At 53.7% G+C, this 16,769-nt stretch carries 16 protein-coding genes; 11 read left to right on the forward strand and 5 right to left on the reverse strand.

Annotation, left to right across the window (positions count from 1 at the left end; all coding sequences use genetic code 11):
- Positions 1–5 precede the first annotated feature (5 nt).
- Positions 6–533 (forward strand): hypothetical protein, encoded by a 528-nt coding sequence (locus Har1131_RS21990; RefSeq protein ID WP_191907506.1) that lies wholly within the window; start codon positions 6–8, stop codon positions 531–533.
- A gap of 286 nt (positions 534–819) precedes the next feature.
- On the opposite strand, the gene Har1131_RS19055 is transcribed toward Har1131_RS21990, so the two are convergent.
- Both Har1131_RS19055 and Har1131_RS21995 read right to left on the reverse strand, forming a co-directional pair.
- Entirely contained in the window at positions 820–2,166 is a 1,347-nt protein-coding gene (locus tag Har1131_RS19055) for an orc1/cdc6 family replication initiation protein (protein ID WP_151147714.1), read from the reverse strand.
- Positions 2,167–2,758: 592 nt separating this feature from the next.
- Positions 2,759–3,028, reverse strand: coding sequence for a hypothetical protein (locus Har1131_RS21995; RefSeq protein WP_191907499.1), 270 nt, complete (start codon positions 3,026–3,028; stop codon positions 2,759–2,761).
- A 155-nt stretch (positions 3,029–3,183) separates the two neighbouring features.
- On the opposite strand from Har1131_RS21995, the gene Har1131_RS19065 reads away from it, so the two are divergent.
- The 5 genes from Har1131_RS19065 to Har1131_RS19085 all read left to right on the forward strand — a co-directional run bounded on the left by Har1131_RS19065 (position 3,184) and on the right by Har1131_RS19085 (position 7,746).
- Entirely contained in the window at positions 3,184–3,366 is a 183-nt protein-coding gene (locus tag Har1131_RS19065; protein ID WP_050038616.1) for a hypothetical protein, read from the forward strand.
- A 663-nt stretch (positions 3,367–4,029) separates the two neighbouring features.
- Positions 4,030–4,488, forward strand: a complete 459-nt coding sequence (locus tag Har1131_RS19070) for a hypothetical protein (RefSeq protein WP_191907521.1) — start codon at positions 4,030–4,032, stop codon at positions 4,486–4,488.
- A 104-nt stretch (positions 4,489–4,592) separates the two neighbouring features.
- Positions 4,593–6,029, forward strand: coding sequence for a hypothetical protein (locus Har1131_RS19075; RefSeq protein WP_151148268.1), 1,437 nt, complete (start codon positions 4,593–4,595; stop codon positions 6,027–6,029).
- Positions 6,029–7,033, forward strand: a complete 1,005-nt coding sequence (locus tag Har1131_RS19080) for a hypothetical protein (RefSeq protein ID WP_151147708.1) — start codon at positions 6,029–6,031, stop codon at positions 7,031–7,033. The genes Har1131_RS19075 and Har1131_RS19080 overlap by 1 nt, the downstream gene beginning before the upstream one ends.
- Complete coding sequence (locus Har1131_RS19085) at positions 7,030–7,746, forward strand: DUF6339 family protein (RefSeq protein WP_151147705.1); 717 nt, start codon at positions 7,030–7,032, stop codon at positions 7,744–7,746. Before Har1131_RS19080 ends, Har1131_RS19085 begins: the two co-directional genes overlap by 4 nt.
- A 123-nt stretch (positions 7,747–7,869) precedes the next feature.
- Here the strand turns inward: Har1131_RS19085 and Har1131_RS19090 are convergent, their stop codons facing one another.
- Positions 7,870–8,961: a DNA cytosine methyltransferase gene (locus Har1131_RS19090; RefSeq protein WP_151147702.1), complete on the reverse strand. Its 1,092-nt coding sequence runs from the start codon at positions 8,959–8,961 to the stop codon at positions 7,870–7,872.
- 485 nt (positions 8,962–9,446) lie between these two features.
- Between Har1131_RS19090 and Har1131_RS19095 the strand changes: the two genes are divergently transcribed.
- Positions 9,447–9,935, forward strand: coding sequence for a hypothetical protein (locus Har1131_RS19095; protein WP_151147699.1), 489 nt, complete (start codon positions 9,447–9,449; stop codon positions 9,933–9,935).
- A 141-nt stretch (positions 9,936–10,076) separates the two neighbouring features.
- On the opposite strand, the gene Har1131_RS19100 is transcribed toward Har1131_RS19095, so the two are convergent.
- Positions 10,077–10,721, reverse strand: coding sequence for a hypothetical protein (locus Har1131_RS19100; protein WP_151147696.1), 645 nt, complete (start codon positions 10,719–10,721; stop codon positions 10,077–10,079).
- Between the two features lie 300 nt (positions 10,722–11,021).
- On the opposite strand from Har1131_RS19100, the gene Har1131_RS19105 reads away from it, so the two are divergent.
- Entirely contained in the window at positions 11,022–11,804 is a 783-nt protein-coding gene (locus Har1131_RS19105) for an HNH endonuclease (RefSeq protein WP_151147693.1), read from the forward strand.
- Between the two features lie 43 nt (positions 11,805–11,847).
- On the opposite strand, the gene Har1131_RS19110 is transcribed toward Har1131_RS19105, so the two are convergent.
- Positions 11,848–12,960 (reverse strand): DNA cytosine methyltransferase, encoded by a 1,113-nt coding sequence (locus Har1131_RS19110; RefSeq protein WP_151147690.1) that lies wholly within the window; start codon positions 12,958–12,960, stop codon positions 11,848–11,850.
- Positions 12,961–13,045: 85 nt separating this feature from the next.
- Between Har1131_RS19110 and Har1131_RS19115 the strand changes: the two genes are divergently transcribed.
- The 3 genes from Har1131_RS19115 to Har1131_RS19125 all read left to right on the forward strand — a co-directional run bounded on the left by Har1131_RS19115 (position 13,046) and on the right by Har1131_RS19125 (position 16,768).
- Complete coding sequence (locus Har1131_RS19115) at positions 13,046–13,399, forward strand: hypothetical protein (protein ID WP_151147687.1); 354 nt, start codon at positions 13,046–13,048, stop codon at positions 13,397–13,399.
- A gap of 436 nt (positions 13,400–13,835) precedes the next feature.
- Positions 13,836–15,746 carry a hypothetical protein gene (locus tag Har1131_RS19120; protein WP_151147684.1) on the forward strand — a complete coding sequence of 637 codons (1,911 nt, stop codon included), beginning with the start codon at positions 13,836–13,838 and terminating at the stop codon, positions 15,744–15,746.
- Positions 15,743–16,768, forward strand: a complete 1,026-nt coding sequence (locus Har1131_RS19125) for a hypothetical protein (RefSeq protein WP_151147681.1) — start codon at positions 15,743–15,745, stop codon at positions 16,766–16,768. The genes Har1131_RS19120 and Har1131_RS19125 overlap by 4 nt, the downstream gene beginning before the upstream one ends.
- The last annotated feature ends 1 nt before the right edge of the window (position 16,769 follow it).

Below are 16,769 nucleotides of genomic sequence, written 5' to 3' on the forward strand. Positions count from 1 at the left end.
CCCCCATGTCGTCAACTCTGAGCGCCGGTAAACGATACCACAAGAGGAGTAAAACCGAGGAACTGGACCATAGTGAGTACGAAATCAAATCGGACGCGGAAGTGGCTGAAAGCCTCGGTCTGGCGCATCTCCCCGAAGCAGACCAGTCGGACAAGGAGCCAATTCCAGAGCTCGTTGACCGACGCACTGGTGAGGGGCTCGCCGGCTACGAGAAGCGTGTGGGTGAAGAAGCCGACCACGCCCGGTTGGCCAATGAGACACGAGCCATCGTGGAATCCAGCGAGACGACCACGGCGGAGGCGTCCACGGAGGAACCCACCTTCGAGACTACCAAGTACACCGCAGCGTGGGTCACGGACAACAGCCGTCCCGACGAGGTTGACGAGCGGCAGGATGAGCTTCCGGACAACGTCCCGCCGAAAGCCACAGTCACGATCAAAGAGATCAACGACAACCGCTACTATTACTGGCAGTGGCGGGAAGAGGATAAGGTAATCTCCAAATATAAAGGGCCGGTCAACCCGGACGAATAAGACGACAACTGTTGTTATTTCGTCGGATCACACCCCCCGTGTGCGAAGTGAATCCGCCGACGGAGTTGAGGTAGGGCTCCCCGTGTGCGATATGATTTTGGTCGCTTTCCGCGTGGACCCCGTGTGAGAGATGAATTGACTGATGAGTCTAGGGGAGACCCCCCGTGTGCGAAATGAAATCTTGCGTACTGTTGTCATACATACTTAGTCATTCTAATAATACGCTCACCGAGGCCACCCCCTGTGTGCGAAACGAATTTGATGCCGCCGTCGGCGTCTCTTCGTGTTAGTTCCCATCGAAGAAATCGTCTATCTGCGCGTTGACAACAGATTTGACAAGATCTTCCTCGTGTTCAGCACCCTCAAGTCGGAAGTCAGTCTGGAGTGTCTCGGCGACCACTTCCGGATCGTCGACAAATGTGTACTCCTTGTGGACACCACTGCCGTAGCCGCGCCCACGTTTCTCAGACGTGACGAAATTATAGGTTTCAGCCTCATTCATATATCGCAAATAGGAGTCGCGCGATTTTTCAGCAGCATCTAGAATGTCGGTGAGATACTGGTACACTCGGTAGGCAACCGTACTGGGGACGGCATTCAAATTTCGCTGCGAGTAAACAGGAACAATCGCGGTGGCGTAAAGTGAGAGTTTCTTCTGCGTTGATAATCCCTGCATCTGCGTTAGCGTTCGGTCCCGTTCGGCCTCTTTCTGAGCATCGCGAACATGCGCTTCACGGACCGTATCTTCTTCAGCTCGGTCGGCGATTTCACCCGCCTTTCGGAACAGATCGATTGCTTTCCGTGCGTCACCATGATCCTGAGCAGCAAATGCGGCACTGATCGGAATAATTCCGTCCTCAAGGACGTTGTCTTGGTACGCGTCGCGACGGCGTTCGAGAATCGCCTGCAGTTGGTTCGCATCGTAGTCGGGAAAGACGACGTCCTGCGGATTGAACGAACTCTCTGCCCGGCCGTCGAGATCCTCCATGAACCGGGGGTCATTCGTAAGCGCAGCAACGGATACGTGCCCCTCGATGCGACCAAGCTGGGAGGCTCGCGACAGTTGGTAGAGCAGTTTCGAATACGCCGGCTCATCGTTCGGATCACGTTGCCGACCCACTAGGAGGTCGACCTCGTCGAGAATGATGATAACTGAGTCGAAGTTGTTGCTCAAAATCTCGTAGAATCGATCAAGCTTCTGGTCAGTCGAAATCCCACTCTCTGGGACGCCGACGTCGACGCCAGCTTCTTCAGCCGCGTTCTTCACAAGTCGATAGACAGCCCGATCGTGGGATTTGATCGTCTGGCAGTTGATTTTGATGACACCGAACCGATCTCCTTGCGAGGTCGCGAGTTCGAGAACCTGCTGACAGACCGCATTGATGATGAGTGACTTGCCGGTTCCCGACGGCCCATAGAGGAGCATATTGGGTGGTCGATTCCCCTGTAGTGCCGGTCGTAGGTAGGTGATAATGTCGTCCAGTTGGTCATCGCGACCGACAATCCGGTCCTCATCGATGACGGCATCCGGGTCGAGAAGTCCCTTATCTCGAAAGACAGAGTTCTGAACGCCCTCCTGAAGACGGCCTTTAATAGATTGTGAGAGGGATTCTTGATCGTCGCCGTCAGGCATGTTTGCGCAGTTAGGGCGAAACTATAAATAAATATTGATACCGTGTGCGAGATTAAATCATCCGAATTCAAGAGGTAGAGTGCATTTAGGCGAGGGTAGTAGATGAGATTGGGTAACCGCGGGCGAAATCAATTGATCGTAGTCACCCCCGTGTGCGATATGAAATCCCGAATAATTCATCAAACAGCTGTTGATGTCAAGGCGAGTCAAAAGAACTCGGCGGAGGCACCCCCGTGTGCAAGATGAAATATCAGACGTAGTCTCGGGCCGGATAGTACCAAGAATATCTCTCGGCTATCCTGAGTGAGATGGGATCTCGTCACTAAGCTACCCCCACACCCCGTGTGCGATATGAATTTAGCGAGAGGGGGAACGGGGATGAATCATCTGAGGAACTTGGTATTCGCCCGGAGAACCCACGAGAAGACACAGGACCGGCAAAGACCGTCAACCCACGAAAAAGCAAAGGAACCATTGAGAGTTGTTATGTCACGAGATATACTATTCCATTTCGACCGACTCTAGTACCAGTACGGATCTAGTTGACAGGGTAGCTATGTAAAGATTTCCATAAGATGTAGTCAGCTTAATATTACTGTCTTTGAGATTCCTTTTCCATGAAATCGCGGATTTCTGGTGTTTCGTTGTCTATCTCTTCGACCACCCCCTCCCACTCTCCTCCCGATTTCATATCGCACACGGGGTGTGGGGGTTCGACCTCGTGAGCCTCAAAATAACCAACAACCCACTCCAAACCACTCTCGTGCTGGTTAAAGACGTAGACGCCGACGAGATTTCGTCGCGAGTCAACAACTCCGGCAACGACGATCCCCATGTCATTGAGCTGCTGGACCACGAGCAATCGGCCTTGGTGAGTTCAGTTCGGGATAGCTGTCGTGGTTCCTCGTCGCTACTCCATCCGTAAGCAATTGCCGAATCAACGAACGATCATTACGGCTTAAATAGCGTCCTCGGCTCCAGGGAGGTTGTATCATCTTCTCTGAAGTGAAGAATATTATGGACATGGCCGATAGGATTGTGTTACTCGGTTTTACGGAGTTGGCTATCGACCTCGTAGAGCCAGCCACGGTCAAGAAGCCGATCGATCACGTATACTGCATCAGTGTGCTCCTCGATATGCTCAGACTCAGCCAGAAGGAACTCATGTGCTTCACTCTTGGGGAGTTCGTCAGTGCCTGAGGCGTACGCCCTCTCCAGTGTCTGGTAGGCACTTTGGATCCAGTCTGGGAATGGGGGTTGACCTGTGTGTTTCATGGGCATAGTCAGTCAACTATATACTGTAATTGAGAGCCTGCAACTTTATTCCCCGGAGGGTTGGATAGGTAACTCTACTTTTGAGACTGAGACACTCTAAGTGTAAGATCTTGATTACAGGGATAATCACGACCAAAATCACCTTAGCACGTTTTGTTCCACTATCTTGGGAACGATTCTGTTTCCGACACCATTTAGCTCAAACCCGGCAGGGCCCATCCACAGTTTGCACGATTATGAGCTAACGGTTTCGCGCTATTCAGTGCCTGTATCGGCTATTTTCTGATTTCGTTGTGGTCCAGAGCCGTGGACTGGTTCTGGAGTTCATTCATACTATGGATGCAGGCCACTGACGTCCCGCCTTCGCTGATGGCCGATACAGGATTCCTAGATCATCCATCATCGATTGCGTGTGTAGCAAATATGCCTGGGAAAGAACCATCTTAGGCCGGAACCGACCGTTTTCTGTTGAGGCATCTCCTGTATCTCAGATATATTCCGATAACCAACGTTTAATAACGTGTTGTCCATCTGTGGAGTATATGTTCCGAATGCCTGCCATCGATACTTCGCTAACTATATCTAAATATGACTGATGTAACATGGAAGTTTCCAGATCAAGCATCGGGGTTAACCGACTATCACTCGATGCCGACGGAGAAAGCGTTAGACAGCGAGCTAGAGACGTTCGTTCGGGAGGTTCTCCAGAACGCGAACGACCAAGGCTTGCCGAACGACGATCCAGTCAAAGTAACGTTCGAATTCAACCGTCTTACTGGAGATGATCTTGATAAATACCTCGAAGCACTCCAATGGACAGGACAGGCGGACCCACCAGCGAACCTAGAGTGGCACGTTGAACGTGCTATCGAAAACGAGCAAGCCAGAGATCCAGGCCTCCGACGTTTCGTCGATAGTTTCGAAGGTGATGAGCTGCTCGTACTCACCGTCCACGACGAGAACACGACCGGTTTGGTCGGAGAAGAAGACGACAGCTCCCAACCGTACGGCGCACTCGTGAAAGACTTCGGGGTTCGGAGAAATTAGACTCCAGTTCCGGCGGGAGTCACGGGGTCGGTAAGACCGTGTTGTGGGCGTTCTCGAGTATCTCGACGGTGATATTCAATTCCGGTCCACGCGAAATGATCAGCGTGGACGAAGAACCGCCGCGGTTGATCGGTCGGAGCATCCTCCCGGCACACGACCATGAAGATGCAAATCGGACCTACACTAACCACGGCTGGTTCGGATACGCCGACGACTCAGAGATTGACCGTCTGGGCCGGCCCCCTTCTTTCTGGGACGGGGGCAACGCAGTCTCGGAGCTGGCGGATACCTTACAGGTAGATCGACCGAGCAACGAGACCGGTACAAGTATAGGAGTCGTCGGGTTTCGGATCCCGGGCGAAGACATGCATCCCGAACCCGAAGACCTGTCTGAACAGTTCCGTCACGCCGCTGTGAAACACTTCTGGCCGGCCATCTCTCGAGGTGATCTGGACGTTCGAGTCCGTACGCCGGACGGGGACGAGGAAGTCGCGAACTGGGACGACGCTCCAGGTGTACGCCCGTTCGTCGAGTGTTACTCCCAGTTGTTTGAGGTTGAAACTGACGAGTTGGAAGGCCCAGGATCTGTTGCCAAGGCGACCGTCGATATCACTGTCCCAGAAGAGAACGAAGGAGTGTTGGACGCTCCCGACCCAGAGTACGAGACGACCGTCGATCTTCTCATCCGGCAGCTGAACCCGACTGATACGGAAGAATTCGACGAGAGCGACGATCGCGATCTGAGCCGGAACCGGGTCGCGAGACTCAGGGGTGCACAGATGATCGTAGACTACGTGGACAAGAGCAGCGTCGCTGATAGAGGCGACGATTTCGTAGCAGTCCTCGTATGTGGAGAAGCACAGTCACCGAACGGAGACACGCCTACGCCAGAGCAGCGGGCGGTCGAGAAGTTCCTTAAGCGCTCCGAACCGACCCAGCACGACGACTGGCAGGGTAGCAAGAACGACTACCTTAAGAAGCACTATCGCGGTACCATAGTGAAAGAGATCGCAGCGCTGGAAGGAGAACGACTCGAGCGGGCGCTGGCAGAAGTGGTTCAGGAAGACGTCGAATCGGGCGATGGGGTGCCAGACATGGATGATGTCGCTCCAATAATGGGTGGACGGACGAACGACGACGAGAGCAAAGGCGGCGGCCCCGTGATGGACTGGGAAGAGGAACCAGGGACGTGGTTCGACGACGGAAATTGGATGTTCTACGGTAAAGGCGGGCCGATCGACGAAGATCACGGTCCGTGGAGTGTCACGATCACCATCGATCGTTTGGACGTCGATGAGTCGTCTTCGGACTCCATACCGGTCCAATCTGTGAAGCCGCTCTCGCCAGGCGTAGGTATCGTTCAAAATGGCGACTCTGTCACACTAGACGTTGATGAGTCCATCCACGAGATTGAGTTCGAAGGTAGCTCCGAGAAGGTCGTAGACGGTATCGGAGACGTCAGAGAAGCGTTCGAAATCGGAGCGATCACCGAAGCGCGGTTGGACGTCTCGGCCGAGATCGAGACGGAGGACGATTCCTGATGCCCGCGAACACTCGTAGTTCGAAGTCACGCGACGAGTCGATGCCCTACCACTACGCAGACGGATGCCTCCAGTTCGGGATCAACGGCTTCTCATTCGATGGTGGTGACGCCGGGAGTCCGGATTATGACGATAGGACGATCCCTCTGTACGATTACGGAGACTGGTCAGAAGTCACGCTAGAGGGGGACGTGACGATCGGTAATTCTGTCGAGCGTGTCTTCCCCGACGACGAGGGACCACCTTTCCCGGCCGAACTGATCGTGATCGTTGATGCCGAAGAGACGCAGCTCCGTTTCGAAAAGAACGTCGCAGATCCACCTGTCTCAGAGGGGAGTTACGACGTAGAGCTCACGTTAGATAGATCGCTCCTACGTGGAGACGTGGTCATGACACCGCGGTTAGTCAGGACGGAACCGTGTCGGAAAGGACTCCCTTACGCACCGAATGACGGGATGCGTGTGGCAGGTGGTGAGAGCTGGACCGTAGTCGTGGATCATCCCACGAAAGATTCCGATGGGTTTCCATTCGTGTACCGTGACTTCTCACAAGACGGTATGCCCTCGGAAGATCTGGTCCACTCGTTCAGTAAGACCCCGAACCCGAAGATGATGATCAACGACCAGAACGAAAACGTCGTTGACGTCCTCCAGAGCGGTAACACGTACGGGTTCCGACCGAATATGAAACGCCTCCTGAAGGCCGACTTCGGCGTCTCACTCTGGATCCAGCTCGTGGTACTCACCGGGACGACGATCGCCGAAGCAGGTGAGCCGGAGTTCGACTGGCAGGAAGGCGTAGTCGAAGAGATATCCGAATCTGAACTCGGTACACATCTCTTCGACGAGAACGCCGACTACGAGACTGTCGTCTCGGAACTCGGGGATAGAATATCGGATCCATCGAAGCTCCGTGAACTGATAACCGACCTCTGTGAAGCCGTACAACTCTATCAAGGGTACGCCGACGATCTTGACTACTTCATCCAGGAGCACTCACCATGACGACGATCCACGTACTGGCCGACTCGGGCCAAGACCTCGTGAAGTCCCACGATAGCTTCCCAGCAGAGGAGGATTCCGAACCGCCTGCGGACGAACTCGAGAACCACCTCCGCACTCTCGAAGTAGACGAGGCGACCATCGACTACGATCGACTGGACGAGGCGATTGAAGCTTCGATGACCGTCTTCGACCTCGGTAGACGGAGACAACGGACTGCGATGGACTCGAACCTCGCCCCGATAGTCCACCAGTGTATCGACGTGCCACCGAGAGTTGCAGCGGTTCCTGGGATGTGGCACTACTTGACCCTCCTCCGGTACCCTGACTTCATCACGTCCCGATGGAGCCAAGATGACGATCTCCAAGAGAAGTTTCTCGGAACACAGAAGGACCTCTACTCCAATCACCTGGCTCGTCTCTGGTGGGGTGCCCACCTCACCTACGACGAGGAGGCAGATCACTATCTCGCGACCCACCGGCTGTTCAACAAACAGCGCTTGGTGAACTACGTACTCGACAGTTCGTTCCGACGATACCGACCAGCAGCGATCGCGTTCGCCGAAGAACTCTGGGACGAGAGCGGGAAGAATATCACGAGTATCGCCAAGCGGTTCAACAATTCACTCTCGACGACCCAACTTGAAGCACGCTCGAAAGACCAGATCCGTGACCAGCTCGGGAAAATCCGAAACTACGTCGAAAGTACGAATTAAGACTGTCTGAACAACTTGATTCCTTGACCAGCTCATCTGGACGTGGTTTCACCTCTTCCGTCGTGTCAGTTTTGCCCCAGTTGTATTCCTTACGGTAGTTCCCGTGGTCTCGATACTCACGAGCTAATACTCACTTATCATCGCTTGCTTGTCTATCCCCGTAAGGAACTCTCCCACTCGATCACCGATGACCTCTCCCAGTTTCGGTGGTACGGCGTTCCCGATCAGACGTCCGATCTTCGTGATTCCGACTTCTTCAGGGTCTTCGGCGAAGGAGTAGTCCTCGGGGAAGGTCTGTAGCATCGCACCCTCTCGGAGCGAGAGCGCCCGGTCTTGATCGGTGTCGTAGTGGCCGAACCGTCCACTCCCGAGATTGTAGAACTGTGTCGTTATCGTCGGTGCTGGTTCGTCTGCGACCATCCGACCATATACCGATTCGTAACTCTGTCCACTCACCTTCTTGTGGCACTCAAGTATCAGCTCTTCAGGCCAGTCTTGCCAACTCCCTCCTGGCTCAGAGTTCCGGATCCGTTTCAGGTTCGTCTCGGAGAGCTCTCGAGCTGAGTGGAGTGGGTCACTTTCAGACGTCTCACCTGCCTTCAATGGCTCAAGATGACCTATTCGATCTTTGACGGTCGGGTAACTCTTGGGGTTGGGATTGAGTGGTGCGCCGAGGTCCATACATCCCCCCTTCGACGCGAGTACTACCCACCGGCGTCTGGTCTGTGGTATATCGTACTCTGGACAGTAGACTCGTCTGTCATTTTCTGGATTCAGATTGTAACCGAGCTCGTCAAGTTCTTCGATAAATTCGTTGTAGACGTCGGCGTGACGGACTTCGAAGACGTTCTCCATAACTACGAAGTCTGGATCAATCTCTTTGACCAGTTCCAGAAACGCTTCCAGCATACCATACTTCGAGTGCTCAGAGCTGTCAGAACCGTGGGTCAGTGGGGAGAACGGTTGGCACGGTGCACAGCCTGCTAGTAGAGTCGCGTCGGCTTCGGTGTCGAAGTATTCCGCTACCCGCTCTGGTTCGTCTCGGGCGAGTTCGCCGATGTCTTCGAGAAGGAACTCGGCGTCGTTGTTTTGACCGTACGGATACTCACAGTCAGGATCGATATCGATGCCCGCTTCCACAGAGATACCGGCACGCTCCAGTCCGTTAGTGAGCCCGCCGGCGCCGCAGAACAGATCGATAGCAGAGATGTGCATTCGGTCGTTTATATGCTAGGACCTCTCCCGACTAAACATTTTGCTAACGGACACTGCTGCTGCCTCGCCCGGTTTCTGTGGATGTCTTTGAATCCCGAAACTCCCCGAGACACCGGTTTTGACTCGGTCTCGTGGGCCGTCCGATCTGGACGAACTCGTACTCTGCCAGATCGACACCCTTCGTGCTCTTCAATTGGTTGAGAGTCTCCTCGGCCAACGACGCAATCTCGATAGCACACAACGCTCGCTGTATCACAGAGTAACTGTTCGCCAGTTCATCCGGTCTGACGACTACGATTGACTCTGGGGATGCGTCATTGAGTACTAATTCAGCATCTCGGTTGGGCACCGGTCATCCAACGAGGGCTCTTACCGAACTCAGTGAAACAACCATCGAGTTAGTGATATTGTCACCGATTGTCGTGCAAAATATAGAGGGTTTGTCCAGCAAATACATGACAGGTTCAAACATAGTTCTATACACCATGGATCGAACTACTGCAAATGATCTTGTGGATAGAGCATTTGCAAAGGTCCGAAGCGATGAATCGTTCCTATTACAAAATAATGTCCATGAGCGCAGCATTGTTCACAAATTTGCCGCGTATCTCCAACAGGAGTTTGATAACGAGGTAGGTGATGAGGAGGTGGTAGTTGATTGTGAGTATAATCGAGAGAACCACGGAGATACGAAAACCCTCCCCAAACCTCAGGAAGATAACGAGGAAGATCAAATATACCCTGATGTGATTGTACACAAACGGGGTAATCATAGTAAGAATCTCCTCGTGATTGAAGCAAAAAAAGAAACCAACAAAGACAATTTCAAAAGTGACAAAAAGCGGTTACGTATTCTCACTAACGACGGTGACCACAATAAACGCTATAATTATGATCAGGGTGTATTTTTGCTAATTTATGTGAATGACAATTGGGAAAAAGAAATCGAAACCGAATATTATCCAAAGGACTGAAAGAGTAGACAGCACCGAATTAGAGCTTCCAGAGAAACACGTTGTGACCGATACGCGCCTTGTATCTTGCACTGGCCCACACACCAATCTCCCGATAGATTCCACTGTTTCACTGTATTCGGTAAGATCCCCGACGAGTTACTAAGACTCGTAGTACTCACAATAGTCGTTCGCAAAGCACTGTTCACAGAGCGGACTTGGCTGACAGATCGCTGCTGCGAAGTCAAGGAGAGCCAAGTTGTAAGTACGTGGGTCGTCCGTCGGAAGAAGCCGTTCGGCGAAAGCTATCTGCTCTGATGGTGTCTCTGGCCAGTCTGCTCCGAAGACCCGGCTGTATACTCTCTCGACGTTTCTGTCGAGGATCGGCAATCGGTGACCCCGAGAGAAACAGAGCGTCGCATTGGCGACGTAGTGTCCTACGCGCGGGAGTTCAGTGAGTTCTTCGACGGCTTCTGGGAGTTCGCTCATTTCGGCGGCGATACTCTTCAGAGCTTCCGACCTCATGTTGTAGAACCCGAGAGGTTCGATCACAGCTACGATCTCGTCTTTAGTCGCTGAGTCAATCGCGCGGAAGTCCGGGAATCGTTCTAGAAACTCGGGATATACTTCAGCTACGTTTCGTGCGGGCGTCTGTGTTAGGAAGAACTCGGCGACAAACACCTCGTAGAGAGAACGGCCCCTGTCACGCCATGCGAAGTCACGCAAGTTTCCTTCTGCCCACTCCAGTAGTGCAGAGCGAAACTGTTCCTCTCTGGAATGACTCATCATCGTGACGTACTCCCGCATCGGTATTGAACCTCCAGACTGTATCGACTCCGTTTATACAGTGATTAGCAAATTTTGAGTCCAGATCCCTACTTAGCGATCTGTTCCCTTGTTGCGAGGGGGTACTGACTGAGCTGTTTGCAGCGAGAGTTGTTCGGGCACGGCTTGAACGTGATTGTCGCCATGAGAATAGTATGGAATTGCTTGCTCCATCGTGTCCTGGCTAAGAATATAATGATCCGTAATGAAAAATACGTTAGTTAGATTGACAATGGAGGCGTGAGTTCTCTCATTCAGCAGTTGGGTCACCGGAGTGAATCTATGCCAGGAAAACAGTGGGACCGTGATGAATATCTCGTCACACTTGACCTTTACTTGAACCAGGATGATTACCTCGAAGACTCCTCAGACGAAACTGTTCAAAAAATTGCCGCGCTGATCGGCCGTAGTCCAGGGGCAGTCGCAATGCGCCTGGGCAACTATCGGGCTTTGGACCCATCAGGAACGAAAGGGCTTACCAACTACAATGAGGCCTGCTACGAGATCTGGAAAGAGTTCTATGGGAATGAGAACGAACTCGCTTGGGAAGCCAAGCGTGCTCGCGAACGTCTTGAGGGAGGTCACGACGAACCAGACCGGACTGGGGGGGACGTTAACGATGGCAGCCAGGGAGAGATTGAAACTGGAGAGACAATCTCAACTACGACGTCGCGGATCGGACAGTCCGACTTCCGAGCAACGATCCGAGAGCGATACCGCGACGAATGTGTGCTCTGTAATATCTCGGAGGTTGGGCTCCTCCAAGCAGGTCACATCCTTGACTGGAGCGACGACGAAGTGTACCGAGGTAACCCCGCGAACGGGCTCTTGCTCTGCTACAATCACCATCGTGCGTTTGACCTCAATCTCTTTACACTGACTGGTGACGGGGAGTTGGTGGTGAATCCCGATTTTGAGCCTGACGACGAGTTCATGAAGAGAACGCTTCTGGACCGGGCGGGTGAGAAAATCAGCCTGCCTCAAGAGCCGTCCTCCGCCGAGTTCCTGGAAAAGCACAACAAACGCATTCCCTGGTGGCCACCCGAAGAAAGGCCCAACGGTTAGGTGGTTATTACTGAGAGCGTGTGTGTCAACGGGTCTGGTTACGTCAGTCGTCGGCGACCCCGGTGCTCACTGCGGGTACTTCAGCACCCACGTGGGAGAGTATCCCTCTGCCGATGTATTCTCCGAGTAGAGGCGGGACCGCGTTCCCGATCAGCCGTCCCAAGTTCTTCACACCGACATTGTCCCACTCGTCGTAGAAGTCGTAGTCTTCTGGGAACGTCTGTAGTAGTGCCCCCTCTAGAAGCGAGAGTGCTCTGTCTTGATCGGTGTCGTAGTGGCCGAACCGACCGCTCCCGTAGTTGTAGAACTGGGTCGTGATCGTCGGCGCGACTTCGTCTGGTTCCATTCGACTGTACGGAGCCTTGTACGATCGACCACTGGACTTCTTGTGGCAGTCTGCGAGCAAGTGGTCTAGCCCTTCCTCTTCCCAGAGTCGCCAGTCACCACCAGGATCCATGTTCCGGATACGTTCGAGATTCTTGTCGGAGAGAGTTCGCGCTCGATGGAGGCCGTGCTCTGGATGAACCTCTCCAGCCTGGAGTGGCGGGAGGTGCCCGATCGTCTCTCGGACAGTAGGGTACTCGGATTCGTCTTCGTAAAGCCGATCTGGGAGAGATATCGGTCCCTCTTTCGAGGCCATCATCACCCAGCGTTTCCGATTCTGTGGGATCCCGTACTCTGGACAGTAGACTTTCTTGTCTTCGTCGTCGTTCACGTGGTACCCGAGGTCTTCGAGAGTCTGTACGAATTCGTCGTAGACGTCATCCTTTCGAACTTGGAGGACGTTTTCGGTGACAACGACGTCGGGTTCAACGTACTCAACGATTTTCTTGACATCTTTGAGTAGTCCCCACTTCTGGTGGTCCTCATGTGTCTTGTCTTTCGAGTGACCCATCGTCGAGTATGGCTGACACGGTGCACAAGCACCGAGGACGTCGAGGTCAGAGTCCCAAGGGAACATCCTCGCGACACGCTCCGGATCCTGTGAGAGGGGACGTACGTCCGTCTGCCTGTACTCGGCATCGATGTTCTGCTCATACGCGTGATTGCAATGTGGATCTTTGTCAACTCCGACGTTCACCGAGATACCTGCACGCTCCAGGCCATAGCTGAGGCCACCAGCGCCGCAGAAGAGGTCCACCGCGGTAATCTTCATACCATCATTTCCTAGTAGCACATCATAAGTGCTAGTGCACCGGACCGACCGTGGGTTTTTGTGATAGAATTATAATCAGATGTGTATGTCGAACGATTCCGAGCCCACCGAGAGTTACGACGGCTCACTCACAGTTCGTCTCTTGGACGACGACGAGGGAAGAGAAGACGTCCGATGTTCGTCTTACAACGAAGCTATCGGAGTGGTCAGAGACAACCGCTACTCTACGACGGTGATCAAGATAATCGACAGAGACGGAGATGTTGTGTTCGACTCTGTAGATATGGATATCGACAATTGGGAGACCGAGTGGAAACACGCGAAACGCCGGTTGTCGGTCGAAGTAGAAGAACACGATTGCCCGTACGACAACGTCGCGTGTTTCGCTGACGACTTGTGTGTCCAGTGTAAGATGGACAAAGTTCAGAACCAACAGTGAGACGAACACGTGTTCTGGAAGTTGTCCACTTGTCTGCCTAATCCTACTTCCGCGGTTTAGCCGACGCCGTTTTTGGGATCGCTTTCGCGTGATACAGAGGGCGTCTCTCCGCAGCGTCTGTGCCGTTTCAGCGGTTGGATATTCCCACGTCGGTGTGACGGCGAAGCGTGTTGCATCGGTGGGGGTCTGTCCAACTCGTCGATCAAAACCGATAGACTGCGCCGTCCTTCGAGAAAATCGTGCTACCCGTTCAAACTAAACCGCGGAAGTAGGACTAATCAGAAGCATCTGGGATCAACTACCGATATTTGAGTGATTACTACTGTCAGAAGACGAAACGTGATGACTGGCTCGTACGTAGGCAGATGAGGATGGATGAGACCGACACGTTTATCGAGGTCACCCAATACAACGACGATATATCTATTCTAAAATAATGACTCGAAAGCCAAACGACACAACGGGCGAAGCAGAGTGGTTCTTCTTCAGCGGTGGTCCTGGTGCTCCGCGATATGGAGACGATCCGACGAAACACTCCGTTGATCACGACTCTGAGGCCTTCGTCCGAGAGGTGCTACAGAACGCGAACGATCAAGGACTAGACAACGAAGATCCCGTGCGAGTCACCTTTCGGTTCGTCACCTTATCTGGTGAGGACAAAGAGAGATTCCTCGACACTTTAGACTGGGGATCTGGACTCAGGGGTCGCCTGAATGCTGTCTCTCGTGCCAAACACGGGAGAAGGTACGACGACCTCGTAGGCGAGATAGACGACCCCGATTCTGAATTACATCTTCTAATCGTAGAGGACAGGAACACGACGGGGCTCACAGGCACTTGGGAAGAGGATTCTAACTACGCCGCTCTCGTCCGAGACGAGCTGTACAGCAGCAAACAGGACGACACTGCCGGTGGATCCTACGGGCTCGGCAAGTCGGTCCTCTGGACGTTCTCTGGAGCTTCCACGGTTGTATTCAACTCCTATCCGATGGAGTCGTCCGGGAGTACTCAGGGGCCGCGGGTGATCGCGCGGTCGAAATTCCCGACCCACGAACTGCCGGACGACGACACTACGTATCAAGGTGCTGGATGGTTGTGTGAGCCCGTGCAAACGGAAGACGGTGTCCGTCCCATGTCGATACGGGGCGAGAAAGCGGAACAGCTCGCCGAACGACTGCACGTCGGACGCCCAGCCACCAGTGGTACTAGTGCCATGGTCGTCGATTTCCAGGACCCTACTCGAGACGAACGACCTGACATCGAAGACTTGGCGGAAGAGTTCGTTGAGGCTTCGGTCAAGTACTTTTGGCCGGCTATCTTCCGTGACGATCTTGAGGTCACTGTTGAGACTCCGGAGGAGACGTACGAAGCGAAGACGGAGGACGTCCCGTCCATCCGACCGTTTCTCGAGTGTTTCAAGTCTCGATTCACGGAGAACGAGTTGCTCGACAGTCCTGGTGACGTCGCGGGACTCGACATCCCGCTGAACATCCCTCCACGGGCAGACGGTACCGAGACTCCAGATGGCGAAGTCCGACTGGCTGCTCGCTTGGCCTCTCCAGCAGACGACGACACCTACCTCAACAGAGTGGCCCTGTTCAGAGGTGCAGGGATGGTCGTGAAGTACTACGATCAGAGCCGAGTAGCCTTCGGTGACCGGAACTTCCACGCTATACTCGCCAGCGGGGAGGCACGTACCGACTTCCCACCATCCGACCCCGACCAAGAGGTTGATCGGTTCTTACGTTTCGCCGAACCTCCCGAACACGATGAGTGGGAGTCTACCGAGAATCTACGAGAACAGTACCAGCGTGGGTTCAGGACGGCTCTTGAGGACATGTTTGAGACGATGCGTGACGGCCTCCGTCACCTCGCTGCCAAGAGTAACGGAGGCACAGATATCCTCTCTGACAACGTACTGAACCGGTTCCCGATCCACGGAAACGGGGCACCCAGGGCGACGGGTAACTCTGCCCCGTCAGAAGTATTCGACATAGAGAGTTCTTCTCGGTTCGACGGTGAGCGTTGGACATTTTCGGGTCGAATCGAACCGATCGTGGAAAATTTCCAGGGGTGGACTGCCGAGATATCGCTCACGGGTATCGGCGAAGACGGTTCGAGATACGACGAGATCCCCGTCGAATCGATCTCTGTGGACGCCGAAAACGTGACCAAGATTCACGAGAACGGGACAGTTCGGTTAGTGGCAGAGGCGAGTACGGAAAACGCCTCGTTCGAAGGCCACTCTCATGCGACCGACAACGAAGATATGCTGAGCGGAAAAGTCGGTGAGACACAGATCGAGATCAGGGCGGAGATCCAGACCACGGAAGGTGACGAATCTTGACTAAACACACGCAACGTCACAGGAGTACGACCCTCCCGTTTAAATACCGAGACGGTGGCCTTGACTTCGCACTGGAAGAGTACTCCGTAGATGGTTCGAAACCGAAGAGATTAGATCTCAAGGCAGGTCAGACCGAAATCGACTTGACACAGACGCTCCCGTCGCCAGAGGAGAGTGAAGATTGGGGGAAGGTCACCTTGTTCGGACGTTTAGACATCCCGGAGGAGACTGTCGAAGACGTGTTTCCCGAGTCAGAGCGTGATGCGCCACCAGCGAAACTCTACGTCGCGGTGCGTTGCCACGAGACGATCTACCGTGAGAAGGCGATCGTATCTGACGAACCCACCGGCCCTGGTTCGTACAACGCGACGGTGAATATACCGAAGAAGATGGTCAGAGGGACGATCGAACTGCGCCCGTACCTCGTACGAACACGAGATAGATCTACTGATGGACAGTACGCTGGACAGAAGAACTTCAGATTGGCTAGCGGGACAATCTACTCCGTCATCGTAGATCTTCCACCTGGAGAGAAACCGCCAGCGATTGACGGTGAAGAGGTCAGCTTCTCACGCGCGGCTCACCTTCCAGAGGGTGACAAGCTCTACTACCTTGATTTCCGTAACGAGAAACGCCCGAAACTGTGGATAAACTCGGATCACCCTCGTATCACCGATATCCTCCAGAGCCAAGGTTCGGTCGGGGCCGAAGCGCGGATGCGAGACGTGATTCTTGACGAGATCAGTTACGGTGTCTGGTCTCAGCTGATCGTTCGGGCAGCCTGTGCAATTGACGAAGACGGTGACGTTGAACACGAGTGGCAACAGACTGTCGTTGAGACGTTCGCTCGAAACCTCTACGAGGTAGACGACATCTCTGAAGCTGCCCACAAACTGCGAGCGGACGTTGACGACCCTGAGACGTTACCTCACTTGATGGAACGAATCGATCGAGAATTACAGGAGTACATTGACCCGAGAACACAACTCATCAACCTCATGGAAGAAGGACTCCGAATCTGAT

The organism is Haloarcula sp. CBA1131, from assembly GCF_008728975.1.
In the GTDB taxonomy this organism is placed as follows: Archaea; Halobacteriota; Halobacteria; order Halobacteriales; family Haloarculaceae; genus Haloarcula; species Haloarcula hispanica.

What these genes read in the sequence shown, in the direction of transcription:
- Har1131_RS21990 (WP_191907506.1), top strand. Translation starts at nt 6, where the DNA reads ATGTCGTCAACTCTGAGCGCCGGTAAACGATACCACAAGAGGAGTAAA.
- Har1131_RS19055 (WP_151147714.1), bottom strand. Translation starts at nt 2,166, where the DNA reads ATGCCTGACGGCGACGATCAAGAATCCCTCTCACAATCTATTAAAGGC.
- Har1131_RS19065 (WP_050038616.1), top strand. Translation starts at nt 3,184, where the DNA reads ATGGACATGGCCGATAGGATTGTGTTACTCGGTTTTACGGAGTTGGCT.
- Har1131_RS19070 (WP_191907521.1), top strand. Translation starts at nt 4,030, where the DNA reads ATGACTGATGTAACATGGAAGTTTCCAGATCAAGCATCGGGGTTAACC.
- Har1131_RS19080 (WP_151147708.1), top strand. Translation starts at nt 6,029, where the DNA reads ATGCCCGCGAACACTCGTAGTTCGAAGTCACGCGACGAGTCGATGCCC.
- Har1131_RS19085 (WP_151147705.1), top strand. Translation starts at nt 7,030, where the DNA reads ATGACGACGATCCACGTACTGGCCGACTCGGGCCAAGACCTCGTGAAG.
- Har1131_RS19090 (WP_151147702.1), bottom strand. Translation starts at nt 8,961, where the DNA reads ATGCACATCTCTGCTATCGATCTGTTCTGCGGCGCCGGCGGGCTCACT.
- Har1131_RS19095 (WP_151147699.1), top strand. Translation starts at nt 9,447, where the DNA reads ATGGATCGAACTACTGCAAATGATCTTGTGGATAGAGCATTTGCAAAG.
- Har1131_RS19100 (WP_151147696.1), bottom strand. Translation starts at nt 10,721, where the DNA reads ATGCGGGAGTACGTCACGATGATGAGTCATTCCAGAGAGGAACAGTTT.
- Har1131_RS19105 (WP_151147693.1), top strand. Translation starts at nt 11,022, where the DNA reads ATGCCAGGAAAACAGTGGGACCGTGATGAATATCTCGTCACACTTGAC.
- Har1131_RS19110 (WP_151147690.1), bottom strand. Translation starts at nt 12,960, where the DNA reads ATGAAGATTACCGCGGTGGACCTCTTCTGCGGCGCTGGTGGCCTCAGC.
- Har1131_RS19115 (WP_151147687.1), top strand. Translation starts at nt 13,046, where the DNA reads ATGTCGAACGATTCCGAGCCCACCGAGAGTTACGACGGCTCACTCACA.
- Har1131_RS19120 (WP_151147684.1), top strand. Translation starts at nt 13,836, where the DNA reads ATGACTCGAAAGCCAAACGACACAACGGGCGAAGCAGAGTGGTTCTTC.